Source organism: Actinomadura sp. DC4, assembly GCF_030406325.1.
Classification (GTDB): domain Bacteria; phylum Actinomycetota; class Actinomycetes; order Streptosporangiales; family Streptosporangiaceae; genus Actinoallomurus.
This window is the reverse complement of record NZ_JAUEQY010000017.1, coordinates 17,362-36,317: the sequence shown is the minus strand read 5'-3', so window position 1 is coordinate 36,317 and position 18,956 is coordinate 17,362. Positions and strand designations below refer to the sequence as shown.

20 protein-coding genes are annotated in these 18,956 nt (G+C 72.2%); 8 read left to right on the top strand and 12 right to left on the bottom strand.

Going from position 1 to position 18,956, the window contains the following annotated elements:
* Positions 1–181: 181 nt before the first annotated feature.
* From QWU11_RS26580 to QWU11_RS26560, 5 genes are all read right to left on the bottom strand, one after another.
* Positions 182–385, bottom strand: a complete 204-nt coding sequence (locus QWU11_RS26580; protein ID WP_290117141.1) for a DUF3040 domain-containing protein — start codon at positions 383–385, stop codon at positions 182–184.
* A 174-nt stretch (positions 386–559) separates the two neighbouring features.
* Entirely contained in the window at positions 560–1,423 is an 864-nt protein-coding gene (locus QWU11_RS26575; protein ID WP_290117140.1) for a carbohydrate ABC transporter permease, read from the bottom strand.
* On the bottom strand, positions 1,420–2,346 hold the full coding sequence (locus QWU11_RS26570) for a sugar ABC transporter permease (protein WP_290117139.1): 927 nt from the start codon (positions 2,344–2,346) through the stop codon (positions 1,420–1,422). The genes QWU11_RS26575 and QWU11_RS26570 overlap by 4 nt, the downstream gene beginning before the upstream one ends.
* Positions 2,346–3,695: an extracellular solute-binding protein gene (locus QWU11_RS26565; protein WP_290117138.1), complete on the bottom strand. Its 1,350-nt coding sequence runs from the start codon at positions 3,693–3,695 to the stop codon at positions 2,346–2,348. The genes QWU11_RS26570 and QWU11_RS26565 overlap by 1 nt, the downstream gene beginning before the upstream one ends.
* 115 nt (positions 3,696–3,810) lie before the next feature.
* On the bottom strand, positions 3,811–5,262 hold the full coding sequence (locus QWU11_RS26560; protein WP_290117137.1) for an extracellular solute-binding protein: 1,452 nt from the start codon (positions 5,260–5,262) through the stop codon (positions 3,811–3,813).
* Between the two features lie 206 nt (positions 5,263–5,468).
* Between QWU11_RS26560 and QWU11_RS26555 the strand changes: the two genes are divergently transcribed.
* Together QWU11_RS26555 and QWU11_RS26550 are read left to right on the top strand one after the other, a co-directional pair.
* Positions 5,469–6,413, top strand: a complete 945-nt coding sequence (locus tag QWU11_RS26555; RefSeq protein ID WP_290117136.1) for a virginiamycin B lyase — start codon at positions 5,469–5,471, stop codon at positions 6,411–6,413.
* 66 nt (positions 6,414–6,479) lie between these two features.
* Positions 6,480–7,064, top strand: a complete 585-nt coding sequence (locus QWU11_RS26550; protein ID WP_290117135.1) for a hydrolase — start codon at positions 6,480–6,482, stop codon at positions 7,062–7,064.
* A 308-nt stretch (positions 7,065–7,372) separates the two neighbouring features.
* On the opposite strand, the gene QWU11_RS26545 is transcribed toward QWU11_RS26550, so the two are convergent.
* The gene (locus QWU11_RS26545; protein ID WP_290117134.1) at positions 7,373–8,947 is read right to left on the bottom strand and encodes a family 10 glycosylhydrolase; all 1,575 of its coding nucleotides are present in this window, start codon (positions 8,945–8,947) and stop codon (positions 7,373–7,375) included.
* A gap of 79 nt (positions 8,948–9,026) precedes the next feature.
* On the opposite strand from QWU11_RS26545, the gene QWU11_RS26540 reads away from it, so the two are divergent.
* Positions 9,027–10,103, top strand: coding sequence for a site-2 protease family protein (locus QWU11_RS26540; protein WP_290117133.1), 1,077 nt, complete (start codon positions 9,027–9,029; stop codon positions 10,101–10,103).
* Positions 10,104–10,110: 7 nt separating this feature from the next.
* Here the strand turns inward: QWU11_RS26540 and QWU11_RS26535 are convergent, their stop codons facing one another.
* Complete coding sequence (locus QWU11_RS26535; protein WP_290117132.1) at positions 10,111–10,536, bottom strand: hypothetical protein; 426 nt, start codon at positions 10,534–10,536, stop codon at positions 10,111–10,113.
* A 94-nt stretch (positions 10,537–10,630) separates the two neighbouring features.
* On the opposite strand from QWU11_RS26535, the gene QWU11_RS26530 reads away from it, so the two are divergent.
* The 4 genes from QWU11_RS26530 (at position 10,631) to QWU11_RS26515 (ending at position 13,521) form a co-directional block, all read left to right on the top strand.
* On the top strand, positions 10,631–11,638 hold the full coding sequence (locus tag QWU11_RS26530) for an Rv2578c family radical SAM protein (protein WP_290117131.1): 1,008 nt from the start codon (positions 10,631–10,633) through the stop codon (positions 11,636–11,638).
* 109 nt (positions 11,639–11,747) lie between these two features.
* Positions 11,748–12,314 (top strand): dihydrofolate reductase family protein, encoded by a 567-nt coding sequence (locus tag QWU11_RS26525; protein ID WP_290117130.1) that lies wholly within the window; start codon positions 11,748–11,750, stop codon positions 12,312–12,314.
* Between the two features lie 65 nt (positions 12,315–12,379).
* The gene (locus tag QWU11_RS26520; RefSeq protein ID WP_290117129.1) at positions 12,380–12,826 is read left to right on the top strand and encodes a nitroreductase family deazaflavin-dependent oxidoreductase; all 447 of its coding nucleotides are present in this window, start codon (positions 12,380–12,382) and stop codon (positions 12,824–12,826) included.
* A 62-nt stretch (positions 12,827–12,888) separates the two neighbouring features.
* Positions 12,889–13,521: a spermidine synthase gene (locus tag QWU11_RS26515; protein ID WP_290117128.1), complete on the top strand. Its 633-nt coding sequence runs from the start codon at positions 12,889–12,891 to the stop codon at positions 13,519–13,521.
* On the opposite strand, the gene QWU11_RS26510 is transcribed toward QWU11_RS26515, so the two are convergent.
* The 4 genes from QWU11_RS26510 to QWU11_RS26495 are packed head-to-tail and all read right to left on the bottom strand — an operon-like array spanning position 13,500 to position 16,430.
* Positions 13,500–14,402 (bottom strand): SRPBCC family protein, encoded by a 903-nt coding sequence (locus QWU11_RS26510; protein WP_290117127.1) that lies wholly within the window; start codon positions 14,400–14,402, stop codon positions 13,500–13,502. The genes QWU11_RS26515 and QWU11_RS26510 overlap by 22 nt on opposite strands.
* The gene (locus QWU11_RS26505) at positions 14,399–14,725 is read right to left on the bottom strand and encodes a metalloregulator ArsR/SmtB family transcription factor (protein ID WP_290117126.1); all 327 of its coding nucleotides are present in this window, start codon (positions 14,723–14,725) and stop codon (positions 14,399–14,401) included. The genes QWU11_RS26510 and QWU11_RS26505 overlap by 4 nt, the downstream gene beginning before the upstream one ends.
* A gap of 50 nt (positions 14,726–14,775) precedes the next feature.
* Positions 14,776–15,687 carry an LLM class flavin-dependent oxidoreductase gene (locus tag QWU11_RS26500; protein ID WP_290117125.1) on the bottom strand — a complete coding sequence of 304 codons (912 nt, stop codon included), beginning with the start codon at positions 15,685–15,687 and terminating at the stop codon, positions 14,776–14,778.
* Positions 15,688–15,707: 20 nt separating this feature from the next.
* Positions 15,708–16,430, bottom strand: coding sequence for a TetR/AcrR family transcriptional regulator (locus tag QWU11_RS26495; protein WP_290117124.1), 723 nt, complete (start codon positions 16,428–16,430; stop codon positions 15,708–15,710).
* 93 nt (positions 16,431–16,523) lie between these two features.
* On the opposite strand from QWU11_RS26495, the gene QWU11_RS26490 reads away from it, so the two are divergent.
* Positions 16,524–17,648 (top strand): FAD-dependent monooxygenase, encoded by a 1,125-nt coding sequence (locus tag QWU11_RS26490; protein WP_290117123.1) that lies wholly within the window; start codon positions 16,524–16,526, stop codon positions 17,646–17,648.
* Between the two features lie 14 nt (positions 17,649–17,662).
* Here the strand turns inward: QWU11_RS26490 and QWU11_RS26485 are convergent, their stop codons facing one another.
* Positions 17,663–18,910 (bottom strand): erythromycin esterase family protein, encoded by a 1,248-nt coding sequence (locus QWU11_RS26485; RefSeq protein ID WP_290117122.1) that lies wholly within the window; start codon positions 18,908–18,910, stop codon positions 17,663–17,665.
* Between the last annotated feature and the right edge of the window lie 46 nt (positions 18,911–18,956).

Genomic DNA, 18,956 nt, shown 5'->3' with positions numbered 1-18,956 from the left:
AAGTTACGCTGGGGGTGCCGGTGTGGCATGTGTCCCCGGGCCGCACCTATCGCCTTCGTGGAATACCGCCGGCCATCGGCCGGAGCAGGAGCCGCGTTGTGCCTTCGCCGCGAGGCGACCACCACACCGGCACAGGCGTGCCGTCCCCGCCGGACTCGTCCGGCGGGGACGTTCACGTCTGTCAGGTGGGGATCGTGACGAACGCCGCTCCCACCAGTGAGGCGATCACGAGGATCGCGACGACGACCGCCGCGATGGCGCGGATGCGCCGGCGCCTGCGCAGGCGGCCGAAGTTCGCCAGGCGGCCGGCCAGGGCCGGGTCCTCCTGGCCGAGTTGAGATGCGATCTCTGTGAGGATTCGCTCCTCTTCCATCGAGAGCGCCATACCGCACCTCCAGGGGGTCACACATTTCCTCGAATCATCCCCCCTTTGACTCCTGAGGGAAACCTTCAGGAACGACTCCGATACCGATCGTTCTCGTATTCGCCTCCGGACGGTGCCCGCCGCGCGTCACGGCGGTGCGCGGCGGAGCTGACAGAACAAGCGGCCGTAGGGCGCTCAGCCCTTGACGGCGCCGGACAGGGCGAAGGCGTTGCCCAGGACGCGCTGGACCACGGTGTACAGCACGACGACGGGTGTCGAGTACAGGACCGAGAAGGCGGCGAGCAGGCCGTACGAGGCGGTCCCGTGCAGCCCGAAGTACTGGAAGATCACGACCGAGGCGGGCTGCTTGGCCGGGTCGACCAGCAGGATGAACGGCACGAAGAAGTTGCCCCACGTCAGCGCGAACGTGAAGGTGAACACCACCGCGGTGCCCGGCAGCATCAGCGGCAGGACGATCCGCAGCAGGGCGCGGAACCCCGACGCGCCGTCCACCCACGCCGCCTCCTCCAGCGAGATCGGCACCTCGTCCATGAAGTTCTTCATCAGCCAGATCGCCATCGGCAGGCCGGTCGCGGTGAGGAACAGCACGGTCGCCGGGATGGAGTCGAGCAGGTCGAGCTGGACGAACAACCCGTACACCGGGACGAGGATCGCGGTGATGGGCAGGCCGGTGGCGAACAGCAGGATGAGCAGGATCGGCCGGCCGAACCTGTGGGTGTAGCGCGAGAGCGGGTAGGCGGCCGGCGCGGCGAGCACGAGGGTCAGCAGTGCCGATCCCAGCGACAGCACGAGGCTGTTGACCAGCGCGTGCAGGTTGTCGCCGGTCAGCACGTCGGCGAAGTTCCTCAGCGTGAAATGCTCCGGGACCGAGGTGCCGAGCGTCGCGTCGTCCGAGACCGAGGACAGGAACAGCCAGCCGAACGGGACGAGGTAGGCGAGCGCGATCAGTGCGAGCACGAGGTAGGCGGCGGCCGCGGCGTTGCGCCGGCGCGGGGACGTCGTGGCCGGGCGCGGGAGCGTACGGGCGGCCGTCGTCACACCTCCTCCCGCATCATCCGCAGGTAGACGACGGAGAAGACGGCGCCGACGGCGAGCAGCACGATGGCCAGCGCCGCGCCGTAGCCGAGCTGGTAGAACTTGAACGCCGACTGGTACATGTAGATCGGCAGGGTCTGGGTCTTGGTGCCGGGCCCGCCGCCGGTCATCACGAAGATCAGGGTGAACACCGCCAGGGTCTGCAGCGTGATCGTCATCAGGTTGGTCATCACCGCGCGGCGCATCAGCGGCAGCGTGATGTGCCGCAGCCGCCGGTACGCCGAGGCGCCGTCGACCGCCGCGGCCTCCAGCAGGTCATCGGGCACGTTCGACAGCGCCGCGGAGTAGACGAGCATGGAGAACGCGGTGCCCCGCCAGATGTTGGCCAGGGTGACGGCCAGCAGCGGCGTCGCGTACAGCCAGCTCTTGCCGCCCAGCCCGACGCCGCGCAGGATCGCGTTGAGGGTGCCGTCGTCGGACAGAAACGCGTACCAGACGAACCCGGCGACCAGCTCGGGCATCACCCACGCGCCGACGACGATGGCGCCGACCACGGCGCGGGCGAGGCGGCTGCGCGACTTCATCAGCAGCGCCAGGACCATGCCGCCGACGTTCTGCCCGATCACGGCCGAGCCGAGGACGAACACCACGGTGAGCCACAGCGACTGGCGGAACGCCGGATCGTCGAACATCCGCCGGTAGTTGCGCAGCCCGATCAGGTGCGGGGTGCTCGCGGTCGCGCCGGTGAGGGCGACGTCGGTGAAGGAGGCGTAGACGCACCACAGGATCGGGCCGAGGAAGAACAGGGCCAGCAGGGCGAAGGCGGGGATCATCGGCAGGATCCGGCCGGCGGCCCGCCGCCCGCGCACGTTGCGCGGACGGCGGGAGGCGGTCCGGGTGGGCTCGGGGAGTCCCACCGCCACCATCAGGGGGCTCCTTCGACCTTGTCCGGTCCGGCGAGCTGCTTGATCTGGCCGGCCAGGTCGTTCGTCGCCTTGTCCGGGCTCGCCTGGCCGGTCACGACGGACTCGGTCGCGGCCTGGAGCTGGTTGGAGATCTGCGGATAGACGCTGTACGCGGGCCGGTACTGGGTGACCGAGACCAGGTCGGTCCAGAACTTCTGGGTGGGGTTGCCCTTCACGTACGCCGGGTCGCTGGTGACGTCACCGCGCACCGAGACCTGGGTGGCCTTGACGTAGAAGAACAGGGAGTTCTCCTTGTTCATGGCGAGCTGGACGAGCTTCCACGCGGCGTCGGGGTTGTTGGTGTTGGCGCCGACGGACAGCAGCCAGCCTCCGGACAGCGACACCTTGCCGGGCGCCTGGCCGTTCTGGGTGGGCATCGGCGCGGTGCCGAGCGTCGAGGACCATTCGGGCCAGGCCGAGGCGCCGCCGGGGATCCACGCCTGGGGCAGCCACGAGCCGTCCAGGTCGATGGCGAGCTTGCCCTGCGGGAGCTCCTGGCCGCCGACGTTGTCGCTCCAGTGCGGGTCGAGCGCCTGCTGCGGCGTCGGGCCGAGCTTTTCCGAGGAGATCGTCTTGAGGAGGTTCATCGAGTCGGTCATGCCGCGGCTCGGGGCGATCCACTTCTTGGTCTGGTCGTCGTAGAGCTTGTTGCCCGTGCCGTACAGCAGCATCTCGAAGCCCTGCATGGAGGCGGCCTCGCCGACGCCCTTGCCGGCGTAGACGTTGAGCGGGATGACGCCGGGGACCTTGGCCTTGATCTGGCGGGCGGCGGTGAGCACGTCGTTCCAGCTCTTGGGCTCCCACTTGTCGGGCAGGCCCGCCTTGGCGAAGATCTTCCGGTTGTACCAGAGGCCGCGGGTGTCGGTGCCCATCGGGATGCCGTACGTGCGGCCGTCGCCGGCCCTGCCGGCCGCCTTGGCCGCGCCGATGAACTGGCCCCAGTCCGGCCACGCGCCGAGCTTGGAGTCCAGCGGCATGAGGAACTTGGCCTCGGCGTCGGAGTTGACGAAGAACGTGTCCTCGTAGGCGACGTCGGGCGCGGTGGCCTTGGACCGGCGCATCAGGCCGAGCTTGGTGTAGTAGGAGTTCTCGTCGGCCTCGACGGGGATCAGCTTGAGCTTCACGCCGGGGTTCTGCTGCTCGAAGACCGGCTTGACCTTCTTGAACAGCTCGTCGGCGCCGATGAAGTTCCCGAACTTCTGGTACGCCACCTTGATCGTCTTGCTGTCCGAGGATCCGCTGTCACCGCAGGCGCTCAACCCCGCCGCGACCGTCACCGCTGTCATCACCAGAGCCCATTGCCGCCTCATGCGCAGCACCTCCGCGAATTGGCATAACGTTGTGGCAAATGTGGAAGGACGGGCGCGTGACGTCAAGAGTGGTGACGAATCCCTTACTCCGGAGTTACGTCGCTGTTGCGGGTCATCAGGGACGGACGACGGGACGGCCGGTGATCGCACTGATCCGGTCGGCGGCGAGCGCCACGGCGGCCGCGGGGCTCCAGCGGCGGGTCAGCACGCCTTCGACCATCGCCTGAAGCTGCGCGGACACCAGCGCGTACGCGGGCACCGGCGGGCGCATGACGGCGTGCTCGAGCAGGGCCGCGGTCCCGGCGTGGAAGGCCGAGACCGGGGCCAGCGCGTCCAGGACGCTGCGCCGGGGCGGGAGCTGCCCCGTCTCGCGGCACACCTCCTCCAGCCACTTGGGCGCGGTCGCCGCGCGCAGCAGCCGCATCGCCAGCTCCGGGTGGCGCGCCTGGCGCGGCACGCAGTAGACCATGCCGCCGCACAGGATCCGCGGCGGCCCGTACGGCCCGGCCGGGACGGGCACGAACCCGAACCGGCCAGCGACCTCGGCCAGCGGCGTCCCGGTCTCCTCGGCGAGCGTCTCGGCCTGGTAGCTGCCGCCGAGGAACATGCCGGCGCGGCCCGCGGCGAGCAGCCGCGCGGCGCGGTCCCGGTCGTAGGTCACCACCTCCGACGGCAGCACCCCGTCGTCGACGAGCCGGCGCAGGAACCGCAGCGTCTCGACCGCGGCCGGGCCGTCCAGCGTCACCGTCTCGGGCGTGAGGACGGTCGCGCCGTTGGCGACCAGCAGCGCCACCAGCGCGTACGTGGCGGTCTCCCCCGCCGCCGGCCCGCCGGGCAGGACCAGGGCGTGCCGGCCGCGCGGGGCGCCCTCGGCGAGCCGGCGGCCGAGGGCGCGCAGGTCACGCCAGGTCCGCGGCGGCTCGGCGCCGGCCGCGGCCAGTGCCTCGCGGTCGTACCACAGGCCGGCGACGTCGGCCGGGGCCTGCACGGCGACGCTGCGTCCGCCGTCGCCGTCGAGGCGGTAGGCGCCGACGAACGGCGGCAGGAAGTCGGCGTCGTGCTCGGCGGTCCAGTCCGGGTCCAGCTCGGCGATCGGGGTGAGCATGTGCGACTCGGCGAACTCCGCCACCCACACCGAGTCGACGATGGCGAGGTCGGGCCCGCGGCCTTCGGCGATGGCCCGGCGGAACATGACCCGCAGGTCGCCGAAGGGCGCCGTGGTGATCTCCAGCCGCAGGTCGTTGCCCGCCGCCTCTCTCAACTGCCCGGCCCAGCCGCCCTCGCTGGCCATCACCGACACCTTCGGCGCGGCCTGGAGCGCGGCGACCCAGCCGGGGTTGACGAAGGTGCCGCGGCGACGGTGCCGGACCACGACGCCCTCGGCGGCCAGCTCCGACAGCGCCCGCGCCACCGGCGTACGGCTGAGGCCGTAGGCGGCGCACAGCTCGTGCTCGGTGGGCAGCCTCCCGGCCGGGCCGTAGTGACCGGCCTCGATGTCGCCGAGCAGGCGCCGCTTGAGCCGGTAGTACGCCGGAAGGGGTGGCGCGGGCTCCATGTCTGTCCTCATCGGCGGGGCGATTGTTTGCCATCAGTGTGCAGCAAATGCCCGACCCGGATCCAGACGCCCGCCTCCGGCTCCGGCCCGAGACCCACATTCCGATGACCCCGGAGTGCGGATGGCGGTAGGGCCGTCCAGGTCGTTAATGCGTTTGCGGCACCGGAGTGACGGTGGGCAGGGTGGCGAGGCTGGGCACGGCATGGGAAAGGACGTTCATGCAGCACACCGAGCACACCTCGATCCGGGAGTTCCCGGTCTCAGGCGCGGAGGCGGGCCCGTACGGCATCACGGCCGGTCCCGACGGCGCGCTGTGGCTCACCCTGATCCACAGCGGAGAGATCGCCCGCCTGACCGTCGACGGCGGCCTCACCCGGTATCCCGCCGGCCCCGCGGGGTGCGGGCCGGCCGTCATCACCCCGGGCCCGGACGGCGCGCTGTGGTACACCCGCTCCGCCGACCACCACATCGGCCGGATCACCACCGACGGGACCCTCACGGCGTTCGAGCTGCCCGAGCCAGGCGGGCCGTTCGGGATCTGCCCGGGCGCGGACGGGGCGCTGTGGTTCACCGAGATGCGGACCGACCGGATCGGCCGCGTCACCACCGACGGCCTGATCTCCCACTTCTCCGTCCCCGCGCCGGGGGCGTTCCCCTCCGCGATCGCTTCCGGCCCCGACGGGGCGCTGTGGTTCACCCTCAACCAGGCCGACGCCGTCGGCCGTATCGGCCTCGACGGCGAGGTGACGCTGCACCGGCTGCCCACTCCCGGCGCGGCGCCGGTGGGCATCGCGTGCGGGGTGGACGGCGCGGTGTGGTTCGTGGAGATCGGCGCGGGGCAGATCGGCAGGCTCGGCGCGGACGGCGCGATCGGTGAGTTCCCGCTGCCCGACCGGGCCGCGAGACCCCATGCGATCGTCGCCGCGCCCTCCGGTGAGTGCTGGTTCACCGAGTGGGGCGCGGGCCGCCTCGGGAGCATCACGCCCGCCGGCGTGATCACCGAGTACGACCTGCCCACGCCGTCCTCGGAACCGCACGGCATCGCCGTGGGCCCGGACGGCGCGCTCTGGACGGCCCTGGAACTGGGGAGAGTCGCCCGGCTGGACCGTAGCCTGAGTTCTTCAGCTCAGGCTGACAAGCTCCAACTGGACAGTCCAGACTGAAGGCTTTAGCGTGGGCCCTCGCCGCCGGCCGGCCCAGGCCGGCGGCGACCGGAAGAAGGGTCCCCCATGTCCGTCACCACGCTCGACCCGCATACCGCGCTGGTCGTCATCGACCTGCAGAACGGCGTCGTCACCGCGCCGGGTACGCCGCATCCCGTCGGCGAGGTGGTCGCGCGCACCGTCGAGCTGGCCGAGGCGTTCCGCGCGGACGGCGCGCCGGTCGTGCTCGTACGCGTCACCTTCAGCCCGGACGGGGCGGACGCCGTGCCGGGCCGTACGCAGGCTCCGCGGCGGACCGGCACCCCGCCGGAGGGCTGGGACGCCATCGTCGACGCCCTCGCCGGCCACCCGGAGGACATCGTGGTGACCAAGCGCAACTGGGGCGCCTTCCACGGCACCGACCTGGACCTGCAGCTGCGCCGCCGGGGCGTCACCCAGATCGTGCTGGCCGGCGTCGCGACGAGCATCGGTGTGGAGTCCACCGCGCGCGCCGCGCACGAGCACGGCTACCACGTCACGCTCGCGACGGACGCGATGACCGACCTGGACGCGGACGCGCACCACAACAGCGTCGAGCGGATCTTCCCGCGCCTCGGGGAGACCGGCACCACCGCCGAGATCCTCGAGCTGGTGGCCAAGCCCCGGGGCTGAGGGGTCCCACCCCGGCGCGGTACGGGCCGGGTGTCCGGCCATGACGTCGTCCCGGGCGGGGAGAGGTCTCCGGCCAGGCCGTCGTGCCCGGTTGTGCGGAGGGCGAGGCCTGCGGCGGGGGTGAGGCGCCCGGCCGGGCCGCCGCGCCGGACGCGTGCTCCTCCTCGTCGTGTTCTCTCCCGTCGCGATCCGGCCGCCGACCTTGCCGGCGGCGGGATCGCGACGGCGTTCGGGTCGCTTCGCGACGCCGGCCAGGTCTCCCCCGCGCTCCCGCTCATCATCGCGGTTCCTGCGCGGGCCGAAGGCCGCTATTTGCGGGCGGCGGTCACGGCCGCGCCGTGGGTGGTCGGGCTCTCGCGGTGCCGGCGGTCGAGCGCGGTGACGTAGTAGGTGTAGGCGTGGCCGGGCTTGGCGGTGGTGTCGGTGGCCGAGTGCGTGCCGCCGTCGACGACCTTCACCAGGAGCCGGCCGTCCGGCGCGATGCAGGCCGGGCCCTTGGCCGGGCCGCGGTAGACGGCGTACTCCGCGGCGCCCGAGCCCTTCCAGGTCAGCTTCCCGTCCTTGACCTTCAGGCCGCCCGGCGCCGAGGGCGCGGCGCCGGTGCCGGCGGCCGGCGGCAGGGCCGGGCGGGAGTAGTGGTCGCGCAGCAGGCGTGAGGCGAAGCCGTGGCGGTCCTGGTCGAGGTCGCGGGCGCTGAAGTAGGCCTCGCCGCCGACCTGGGGGTAGCGGGCGTCGAGGGCGACGTGCCGCGACAGCTCGGCCGGGTCCTTCCAGGGCCCGGCCTGCCCGACCTGGTAGGCGGCCTGCCCGATGACGAGCTGCACGTGGGTGCCGGCGACCTGCTTGGCCCACCAGGCGACGAGCGTGCGGTAGTCGGCGGCCTTGAAGCCGATCGGCCAGTAGAGCTGCGGCGCGATGTAGTCGACCCAGCCGCTGCGCACCCACTTGCGGCTGTCGGCGAAGATGTCGTCATAGCTCTGCAGCGCGGTGGTGGCCGACCCGGCGGGGTCGCGGGACTTGTTGCGCCAGACCCCGAACGGGCTGATGCCGAAGCGCACCGACGGCTTGGCCTTGTGGATCTGGGTGTGCAGGCTCTGGATGAGGGCGTCGACGTTGTGCCGCCGCCAGTCGCCGAGGTTCTTGTAGCCGGAGCCGTACTTCTTGAACGTGGCGCTGTCGGGGAAGGACTGGCCGGGCAGCGGATAGGGGTAGAAGTAGTCGTCCAGGTGCACGCCGTCGACGTCGTAGCGGTTCACCACGTCCATGACGACCTTGCCGACCAGGTCGCGCACCTGCGGCAGGCCCGGGTCGAACCACAGCGCGCCGCCGTAGCGGTGCACCCAGTCCGGGTGCAGCCGCGCCTGGCTGTTCGGCGCGAGCTTGTTCCGGTCGGCCTGCGCGCTCGCGCGGTAGGGGTTGAACCAGGCGTGGAACTCCAGGCCCCGCGCGTGCGCCTCGGCGACCAGGAACTTCAGCGGGTCATAGCCCGGGTCGCCGCCCTGGTGGCCGGTGAGGTACTGCGACCACGGCTCGTACTTGGAGGCGTAGAACGCGTCGGCGGCCGGGCGGATCTGCACGTAGACGGTGTTGAGGTTGAGCTTCTTGGCCACGTCGAGCAGATGGCGGTACTGCGCCTGCTGCTTGGCGGCCGACAGCCCCCGCTTGTTCGGCCAGTCGCCGTTGTTGACCGTCGTGATCCACATCGCGCGGGTGCGCCGCGCCGGGTCCGCGCGTGCGGCGGTCTGGCCGCATTCGGCCGCCGGGACCCCGGCCGCGGACGCCGCCGGCGGGTCGTGCCGGTCCGCACATCCCGCGCTCACCCCGGCGATGGCCGCGATGAGGACCAGAGCCGCTGCTTTGCTTCGCCCCCGAGACCGGCTCATGAGATGGCATTCTGCCGGAGAGTCCCGGCGCGCAACCGGGTATCGGTTCAGAAGTGGCACTCTCTGAAGGCGGCGGCGCATGAACGACACCTTCCGGCTCGGCCGGATCGTCGGCGTCCGCGTCGGCGTCAACTGGACCGTCCTCGTGGTCTTCACCCTCCTCGCGTACGGGCTGGCCGCCGAGCGCCTGCCGCAGTCCTACAAAGGCCTGCACCCGGTGGTGTACGTCCTCGGCGGGCTGGTCACCGCCGCGGCGTTTCTCGCGTCGCTGCTCGCGCACGAGCTGGCGCACGCCATCGTCGCGCGCCGCAACGGCCTGACCGTCGAAGGCATCACGCTGTGGCTGCTGGGCGGGGTCGCGCGGTTCGAGGGCGAGCCGGAGAGCCCGGGTGCCGAGCTGCGGATCGCCGGGTCCGGGCCGCTCGTGAGTCTACTGCTGGGCGTGGTGCTCGCGGGCGCCTCGGCGGTCCTGCTGATCGCCGGCATGAACGGAATGGTCGCCGGCTGCCTGGCCTGGCTGGCGGCGATCAACGTCGTGCTCGCGCTTTTCAACGTGATCCCGGCGGCGCCGCTGGACGGCGGGCGGCTCGTGCACGCGCTGCTGTGGCGGCTGTCCGGCGACCGTACGAAGGCGACGCTGCGCGCCTCGGCGGCCGGGCGGGGCTTCGGCTGGATCGCCATGGTCGCCGGCTTCTACGTGTCGCTGTGGAACTTCAGCGGGCTGTGGCTGATCCTCATCGGCTGGTTCCTGATCGCGGCGGCCGGCCTGGAGGCGGGCCAGGCGCGGGCGGCGGCCCGCCTGGACGGCATCACGATCGGCCGGATCATGACGCCCGACCCGTTCACGGTGCCCGCCTCGATGACGGCGGCGGAGTTTCTGCGCGAGATGCTCCCCCGCCACCGCCACACCGCCTATCCGCTGGTCGACGACGGCGTCGTACGCGGCGTCGTGACGGCGGCCAGGATCCGCGCGCAGGAGGCCGGCGAGCCGGTCTCGGCCGTCGTCGAGGACGCCGAGCGCACCAGCGCGCAGGCGTCCCTGGCCGACCTGCTGCCCCGGCTGGCCCGCGGGCGGATGCTGGTCTTCGAGGGCGAGCGCCTGGTCGGCATCGTCACCCCGCGCGACCTGGCCCGTACCCTCGAACACCTGCCCTGACCGCCGCTCAGAAGCCGCGGAAGACCCCGTCCTCGTCGACCGAGTCGGCGAACTCGACGTAGTCCATGTTGGCGATCGACAGGTTGTTCTCGATGCCCCACAGCTCCTCGACGACGACGCGGATCGCCCGCCCGCGCTCGTCGGACACGTCGATGACCAGCATCGGCATCTCCTCCGAGGCCAGCGCGACGGCGTCGGCCACGATCACGATGCGGTGCCCGAAGGCCTCGTCGGGGACCAGCGTGAGGATCTGCTCCGGCGTCAGGTCGCGGTAGATCGGGTCGTCGAGGTAGTCCACGTACGCCTTGAACTCGTCCTCGTTGGGCGTCTCGATCGCCTCGCGCACGGCCTCCCAGCGCGGCTGGTCGGAGTAGTCGGTGCGCAGCACCGGGGTGTTCTGCGTCTTGGGCAGCGCGGTCTGCGGTGTGGTCATCGGTCGGCCCTTCGGTCGGCGTGCGGTCCTTATCAGGCACACGGGGACGCCCCCGCGAACGGTTCACCTCGAACACATGTTCTAGCATGAGGGGATGCGTTGGGACGCGTTGTCACTCGATGGCCAGGAGCCGGGCCTGTTCGGGACCCCGGTCACGGTCGACACCCCGGAGTTCCGCGGGATCACCTTCCACGAGATCCGGGCCAAGTCGATCATCAACAAGGTGCCGGGCGCCTCACGTGTGCCGTTCGCCTGGACGATCAATCCGTACCGCGGCTGCAGCCATGCCTGCCGCTACTGCTTCGCCCGCAACACCCACACCTATCTCGACTTCGACGCGGGACACGACTTCGACTCCCAGATCGTGGTGAAGGTCAACGCGCCCGAGCTGGTCCGCCGCGAGCTCGCCGCGCCCAAGTGGGCGGGCGAGCACATCGCGATGGGCACCAACGTCGACTGCTACCAGCGCGCCGAGGGCCGCTACCGCCTGATGCCCGGCATCATCGAGGCGCTGCGCGACGCGGCGAACCCCTTCTCCATCCTCACCAAGGGCTCGTTGATCCTGCGGGACCTGCCGCTGCTGGAGGAGGCGGCCGAGCGCACCGAGGTCGGCACGGCCGTGTCGGTCGGCTCGGTCGACAAGGAGCTGTGGCGGCTGGTCGAGCCGGGCACGCCGAGCCCGCACAAGCGGCTGGAGGTGTGCGCGACCCTCGGCGAGCACGGCATCGCCTGCGGCGTGCTCATGGGCCCGATCGTGCCCTACCTGTCCGACACGCCGCGTCAGCTGGAGGCCGCGGTCCGCGGCATCGCCGAGGCCGGCGCGACGTCGGTGTCGGCGATCGTGCTGCACCTGCGGCCGGGCGCCCGCGAGTGGTTCATGAGCTGGCTGCGCGAGTGCCACCCCGAGCTCGTCGCCCCGTACGAGCGGCTGTACGGGCGCGGGGCGTACGCGCCGAAGGACTACCAGCGGCGCATCTCCGCCAAGGTCGCGGAGCTGGCCGCCGAGTACGGCGTCGGCCGGGGCGGGCGGCCGCTCCGCGCGCCCGCCCCGGCGCCGAAGGTTCCCCCGGCGCCGGTGGCCGAGCAGCTGCCGCTGCTGTGATCCGGCCGGCCCGCCGAAAGGACGGGGCCGGGATGTCGAGATCGGCGTGACGGCTCCGTCCCCGGTGCGGATGCGGCCCGCGTGGCCGCGCGTACCGGAAGGGACAGTCATGCGAAAGCTCATAGTCCAGCAGTGGGTCACCGTCGACAACATCGCCGCGGAGGAGGACGGCGGGCTCGGCTTCGTGTCCGGGGAGCCCTTCTCCGACCGGACCGACCCGGCGTTCAAGGCGAGCGTGATGGGGTTCATCGACTCGGTCGACACGATGATCCTCGGCGCGAACACCTACGCCCAGTCCAAGGACTACTGGCCGTACGCCGACGAGCAGGGCGAGTACGGCGAGAAGCTCAACGGCCTCACCAAGTTCGTCGTCTCCTCGAAGCTGGACGACGCCCCCTGGGGCGGCTTTCCCGCCGCGACCGTGACGCGCGACCCGGTCGCCACCATCGGGGAGCTCAAGGAGCGGAGCGGCAAGGACATCTGGCTGTGGGGAAGCCTGAGGCTCATGCACTCCCTGCTGGACGCCGGCGTCGTCGACGAGGTCCGGATGCTGGTCTGCCCGGCGTCACGCGGCAGGGGGACGCGCGTTTTCGAGGACGGGCGGGACCTGAGGCTGGCCGAGGCCACCGGGTTCGGAAACGGCGTGGCACTCCTGCGCTATGAGATCAAGAGATAAGCGGAAAGCTCTGTTCGCACGCGGCCCGTGTGGCCGCCATCCCCCGTACCGGAAGGACAGCCGCCATGGCCATCGCCGAGGATCTGGACCGCGCCACCGACTCACAGTGGGACTGGGTCGCCGAGCACACCCGCACGTATCTGGCCTCGGGCGGTACCGAGGGCCATGAGAACAACGGCGTGCACACCCTCGTGCTCGTCACGACCGGACGCCGGACCGGCACGCCTCGCCGCACCTGCCTGATCTACGGCACCGCCGGCGGCGAGTACGTCGTCGTCGCCTCCAAGGGCGGTGCCGAGGAGGACCCGGCGTGGTTCATGAACCTCGTGGCGGACCCCAGCGTCGGGGTGCAGGCCGGCACGCGCCGGTTCACCGCGCGTGCCCGCGTCGCGTCCCCGGCCGAGCGCACGGCCCTCTGGGCCCAGATGGTGGACATCTTCCCGCTCTATGACGAGTACGCGCGGAAGACCTCCCGCGAGATCCCGGTCGTGCTGCTCACGCCCCTCGACTGATCGACGAGGTCTGATCGGTTCCGGCGGCGCGGGGGCTTCGGCGCGGTCTAGGCTGAGGCCACGTGGAGGTCTATGAGCGGCGGGCCGGCGAGAACGGTGAGCTGGTCCTGCGCGGCGACGGGCGGCACTTGGAGATCATCAGCAACGGGATGTTCCTGATGGACACCCGTGCCGGTGAGTCCGAGCGGCTGCTGGTCCGCGCCGCCCTCGACCGCCTCGCGCGCCCGGCCGACGTCCTCATCGGCGGGCTCGGCGTTGGGTTCTCCCTCGCCGAGGCCCTGCGCTCTCCCCGCACCCGCACCGTCACCGTCGTCGAGCGTGAGCCGGCGGTCATCGGCTGGCACGCCACGCACCTGCGCCCCTACTCCGGCGGAGCGCTGGAGGACCCGCGCGTACGGGTCGAGCGCGCCGACCTGGTCGGCTGGCTGCGCACGGGCGAGGGCGGCTACGACGTGCTGTGCCTGGACATCGACAACGGCCCGGACTGGACCGTCACCGAGGGCAACGCCGCGCTGTACGACCCGGCCCTGCTGGCGGGGCGGCTGCGCCCGGGCGGGGTGCTGGCGGTATGGAGCGCCGGTGCCGCGCCCGCGTTCGAGGAACGGCTGCGGGAGCGGTTCACCGACGTGTCCGCGCTCGCCGTACCGGTCGCGCGCGGCGAGCCCGACGTCGTCTACCTGGCCACCCGCTCGTAGTGTCGCCGCAGCTCCTCGGTGCGTTCCTTCGGCCACGGGCAGCGGGTGACGCCGCGCAGGTGGTCGGCGAGGATCTCCAGTTGGGTGTGCCAGGCGGCGAGTGCGGTGGTGCGGTCGCCGGGCCGCGTCTGGGTCAGTACGACGCGGGTGCCCGCGGGGTGGCCGCCGGTCAGCTCCCAGCGGACCCGCCCGGCGGGCACGCCGTCCGACAGCCAGGCGTACTCCAGCACCGTGCCGGTCTCGACCTCGGTGAGCGGGCCGGCCGGGACGTAGCCGTTGGTGACGGGCAGGGGCGGCTCCCCGCCGGTGGCGGGAGCGTCCGGGCCGGTGAGGGCGGCCCAGACCTTCTCGGCCGGATGGGGCAGCAGGCGTTCGAACCGGACCGTGCCGTCCTCGCCCGCGGTGCCCTCCCCCAGCCCGAACTCCTCGACGAAGGCGTCGTGCCGTTCGGGGTAGGGCGCGGGCTCCTGCGGGGCGGTCCCGGCTAGGGCGTGCGCGAGGGCGTCGAGGCAGGTGTGCCAGCCGGTGGCGTAGCTGCCGGCCATCGGGCGATCCTGGAAGGTGTAGGTGAAGGTCAGCAGGGTGCCCTCGCCGTCGGGGGCCAGCTCGATGCGCAGCGGGTCGCCGGCCCAGACGAAGGCGAACACGCGCGGCGGGTCCAGCTCGGTGACGGTCCCGTCGGTGGGGTCCATCTCCCCGCCCGGGAAGGTGAACCGCATCGCCCCGCCGACCCGCGGCTCCATCGCGACCATGGCCGGGAACCAGTGCGCGAGCTCGGCCGGTTCGGTGACCGCCCGCCAGACCTTCTCGACCGGGTGGGCGAGCCGCCGCTCGAACCGCAGGACGTTGCGCCCGCCGGCGGTGTGCAGGGATCCGTTCACGCGTGGTCCTCCGTGGGGGTGTCGGGCATCGTGTCCAGGTGCCGTTCGAGGGCGTCGAGGGAGCCGGCCCACAGGCGCCGGTACGGCCGCAGCCACGCGTCGATCTCGGCCAGCGGCTCGGGCCGCAGCTCGTACCAGCGGCGCTGCGCCTCGGCGCGGACCCGGACCAGCCCGGCCTCGCGCAGCACGCGCAGGTGCTTGGAGGTGCCGGGCTGGGTGAGCCCGAGGGCCTCGGTCAGCTCGGCGACGGGGCGGGGCCGCTCCAGCAGCAGATCGAGGATCCGCCGCCGCGTCGGCTCGGCGAGCACGTCAAAGGTTGCCACGCAGCGAACATAGCCACGCGGGAATATACCTGTCAAGGCATATTGGCTCGTCAGGACAGTGCCGGGACCACCTCGGCGGCCAGGCGCTCCATCTGCGCGGCCTCGGCGAACAGCGGGGTGAGCAGGATCGTCTCCGCCCCGGCCGCGGCGACCTCCCGCAGTCCTTCGGCGCACGCCTCCGGCGGGCCGGAGACCGCGACCGGCGCCAGTCCGCTCCGGCCGTAGAGCCGGTCGAGCGCCGCGCCGATCTCGCGGGCGCCGCGCGCCGTGTCGTCGTCGACCGCGACGTAGACGCGTTTGGCGATGCCGAACCCGGCCGGGTCCCGCCCCTGCTCGCCGAGCGCCTCGCGTACGACCTGGACCTGCTCGGCGAACCGGCCGGTGGTCGTGGACCCGGCGCCGATGAATCCGTCGCCGTGGCGGACCGCGCGGCGCAGCGCGTCGGGATGGTTGGCGCCGAACCAGACCGGCGGGTGCGGCTTCTGGAACGGCTTGGGCTCCATCGCCGCGTCCCGCAGCTGCCAGAATCGGCCCTCGAAGGTGATGCGGGGCTCGGTCCAGCAGGCCTTCATCAGCCGCAGCCCCTCGGTGAACCGCCCGACCAGATGGTCGGGGTCGACGCCGAACGCCGGGAACATCCGGCCGCGCCCGCCGGTCCCCACACCGACCTCCAGGCGCCCGCGGCTGAGCTGGTCGAGGGTGGCGAGGCTCTTGGCGAGGTGCAGCGGGCCGTGCAGCGGGGTGACGAAGACCGCGCAGCCCAGGCGCAGCCGTTCGGTGCACGCGGCCGCGTACGTGAGCGTCTCGACCGGGCCCAGCACCGGGGCCGCGCCGAGGATCTGCTCCTGCGTCCAGGCGCCGTCGAAGCCGAGCGCCTCGGCGCGCGTGAGGTACGCGCGGAACGCGGCCGGGTCGAACGCGCCGTCGGCGACGAACTGGGGAATGGAGATCGCGAATCGCACCCTCCGACCGTACGCCCCGCTCAGGGGACCTTGCCGAGGTTGTCGATGAGCAGCGCGAGGGCGAAGTCGAAGCGCTGGTGTCCGGTGCCGGAGGTGAGTTCGGTCGCGTACCGCCTGGTGTTGGGGAAGGCGGCCTGGGGCAGGGCGTTGAAGCGGTCGACCAGCTGGTCCTGGGTCAGGACCCAGGTCGCGTCCGGGTCCTTCCGCCGCTGCCGGACCATGGAGGTCTCCAGCGCGTAGCCGGCGACGTAGAGCGAGAGGGCGTCGATGGCCCAGGCCGCGGTCCGCGGCTGGATGCCCCCGGCGAGCAGGATCGCGAGCATCCCCTCGTTCACCCGCAGGGTCTCCAGGTTGGTCGGGGCCATCGCGAGCGCGGCCCGGGAGATGCCCGGATACCTCAGGTACTGGTCGCGGATCCGGGCGCACACGTCTCGGATCTGCTCACGCCAGCGCGCCGGATCGGGCTCGGGCAGTGCCAGCTCCGAGCACAGCCGCCCGATCAGCAGGTCGTCGATGTCGTCCTTGTTGACGATGTGGGCGTACAGCGACGACGGGCCGGTGCCGAGAACGGCGGCGACCCGGCGGATGGTCAGCGCGTCATACCCCTCGGTGGCGACGACCTCCAGGGCGGCGTCGGTGATCCGTTCGACGGTGATCGGCTTCTTGCGTGGTACCGGCGCGGCGGTCTTCGCCGTGGGCTGGGCGTGGCGAGCCGCGCGGCGTCGGCGGGGATCGGCGGACATGCCGGCCACTATAACTTGACACGATCTAAGTTCGTTGAGTAGGACTTAGATCGTCCGAACGAACTAAGTTCGTATCATTTCCGGGGGTGCGTGGTGCGAGTTTCCGTTGTCGGAGCCGGTCTGGGAGGCCTGGCTCTCGCGCAGGGTCTGCGTGGTGCCGGGATCGAGGCCGAGGTGTTCGAGCGCGACCCGGGGATCGGCGCGCGGTTCCAGGGGTACCGGCTCGTGCTGAACCTGATCGGTTTCCAGGCGGTACGCGACTGCCTGCCGGCGCGCTGGCACCCGCTGCTGGACGAGATCGTCATGGACGCCTCCGCCGAGCAGCTGATCCTGGACCCGCGGCTGAACGAGATCGGCAGGCTCGGCGCGGGCCGGACCGGCATCGTGGTCGACCGGCAGGTGCTGCGGCACCTGTTGCTGACCGGCCTCACCGTGCACACCGATGCCATGCTGACCGGCTACGACGTGCGGGCCGGCGGGAACGTCGAAGCCCGGTTCGCCCGCCGCGGCCCGGCCACCGCCGACCTGCTCGTCGGCGCGGACGGGGTCACCTCCGCGGTCCGCGGGGTGTTGTCGCCGCGGACCACGCCGACCGACACCGGCGTCCGGTTCGTCATCGGCCGCACCCCGCTGACCGAGGAGTTCGCCGGCCTGTCCACGGCCTACGGCTCGAAGATCACGGGCGGCGGCGTCAGCCTGCTGCTCGGCGCGATGCGCTTCCGCACCCCGCCGAAGCAGGCCGCCGAGCGGCTGGCCCCCGAAGTCACGCTGCCCGACATCGGCGACTACGTGCGCTGGGCCATGATCCTGCCGCCGGACGGCTCGCTGGGGGGCCTGAGCGCGCAGGACGCCGTGCTGTCCAGGATGGAGGGCTGGCACCCGGAGCTGCGCGCGCTGATCGATCAGGCCGACCCGGACAACAGCACGCTGCTGTCCATCCGGGTGGTCGAGCCCGGCGAGCGCTGGGCGTCCGGCCCGGTCACGCTGCTCGGCGACGCGATCCACGCCACCTCCCCGACCGGCGGCAACGGCGCGAACACCGCGCTGCGCGACGCCGACCTGCTGCGCCGCCGCCTGATCGGGGCCGGCGAAGGCCGCCAGGATCTGCTCAGCGCGGTCGGCGACTACGAGCGGCAGATGTTCGAGTACGGCGCCGAGGCCGTGCGCGGCAGTCTCGAGAAGCTGCCCGCCTTCGCCCCCGAAGCGAGACCGTCCTGACACGCCGCCACGTATCAGCGCGGCCGAGGGCCGTCAGCCGATGGAGCCGCCGACCCGGATGCAGGGGGCAGGGCGTCCTTGACGAAGACGACTCCGTCGGTTCCGGCCAGGTGGGCCGGGTCGAGCGGGGCGTAGCCGAACCAGGGCGAGACGCGGGGGGCGGGCGGCGCGGCGCCGAAGGCGATGGCCAGCCTGGGGGCGTCGACGACGTAGCGGTCCTCCGGGAGCGCGTACAAGAGGCCTTCGAGGGTGTCGGCGGGTGGAGCGTCGACTCCCCGGTGGCGGATCGTGCCGAGGGCGGTGGCGAGGAAGGCGTACTTCTCGCCCAGGTGGGCGCTCACGAGCGCGCCGGCGCTCCACCATTCCACCGGCAGGTCGCCGAGCCGCATCGCGCTCTTCTCCCGTTGCAGATGGGCGTTGTGGGCGAACACCAGCGCCGGGCCCCGTTCGGCGAGGGCGAGGAGGTTGCCGGCCATCATCGCGTCCCGCTGGCCGACCAGCCGTGCCATGCGGCCCGGCGAGGTGTCGGCCATCCAGTAGTGGTAGCGCAGCAGGCCGACCGCGGTGCGCCCGTACAGGCGTGCCCGGTCCCAGGCCTCCCGCGAGGACGCCGCGATCAGGTGCGGCGTCTGCGCGTCGAGCAGGGCCACCAGATCGTCGGCGAGCGGCCGCAGCTCCGCGGCCTCGGCCGACCGGCCCGCGGACCGGGAGGGGTCCATCATCGCGGCGGGCTCGGTCCACCGGGCGTCGGCGCCGAGCAGGCGGTCGAGCGTCTGCTCGCCGCACGGGAGCAGGTCCGCGTCCACCCAGGTCGCGAGGTAGGCGTGGAGCGCGGTGAGGGCCTGCCGGGGGCCGGCGGCGCCGGTGATCTCCAGCGGGCCGTCGAAGCCGGCGAAGCGGAGCCGTTCGGACGGGGCCCGTCCGTCGTTGCACGCGCGCATCCAGCGGACCAGCTCGCGGTTGGCGGCGGACGCGCCGAACCCGTGGCTGAAGCCGTGCTCCATCGCCTCGTCGAGGGTGCCCATGCCCGAGGTGACGTGGTCGTCCACGGCCAGGCCCATGAGGCAGTCGCTCTCGATCGCGATCGTCTGGTAGCCCTCCTGCTCGACGAGCTGCCGGAAGAGCGCGTTGCGCAGGTCCAGGAGCGTGTCCTCGCCGTGTGTGGGCTCGCCCAGCGCGAGCAGCCGCGGCCGGGCCGGGAGCAGTCCCATGACGGCGGTGGCCGTGAGGGCATGGGCGGACTCATCGATGTGAAATGCCATGGATTCGACCGTATCGTTGAACCCTCGGTTGGCACTTTCCCGCAAG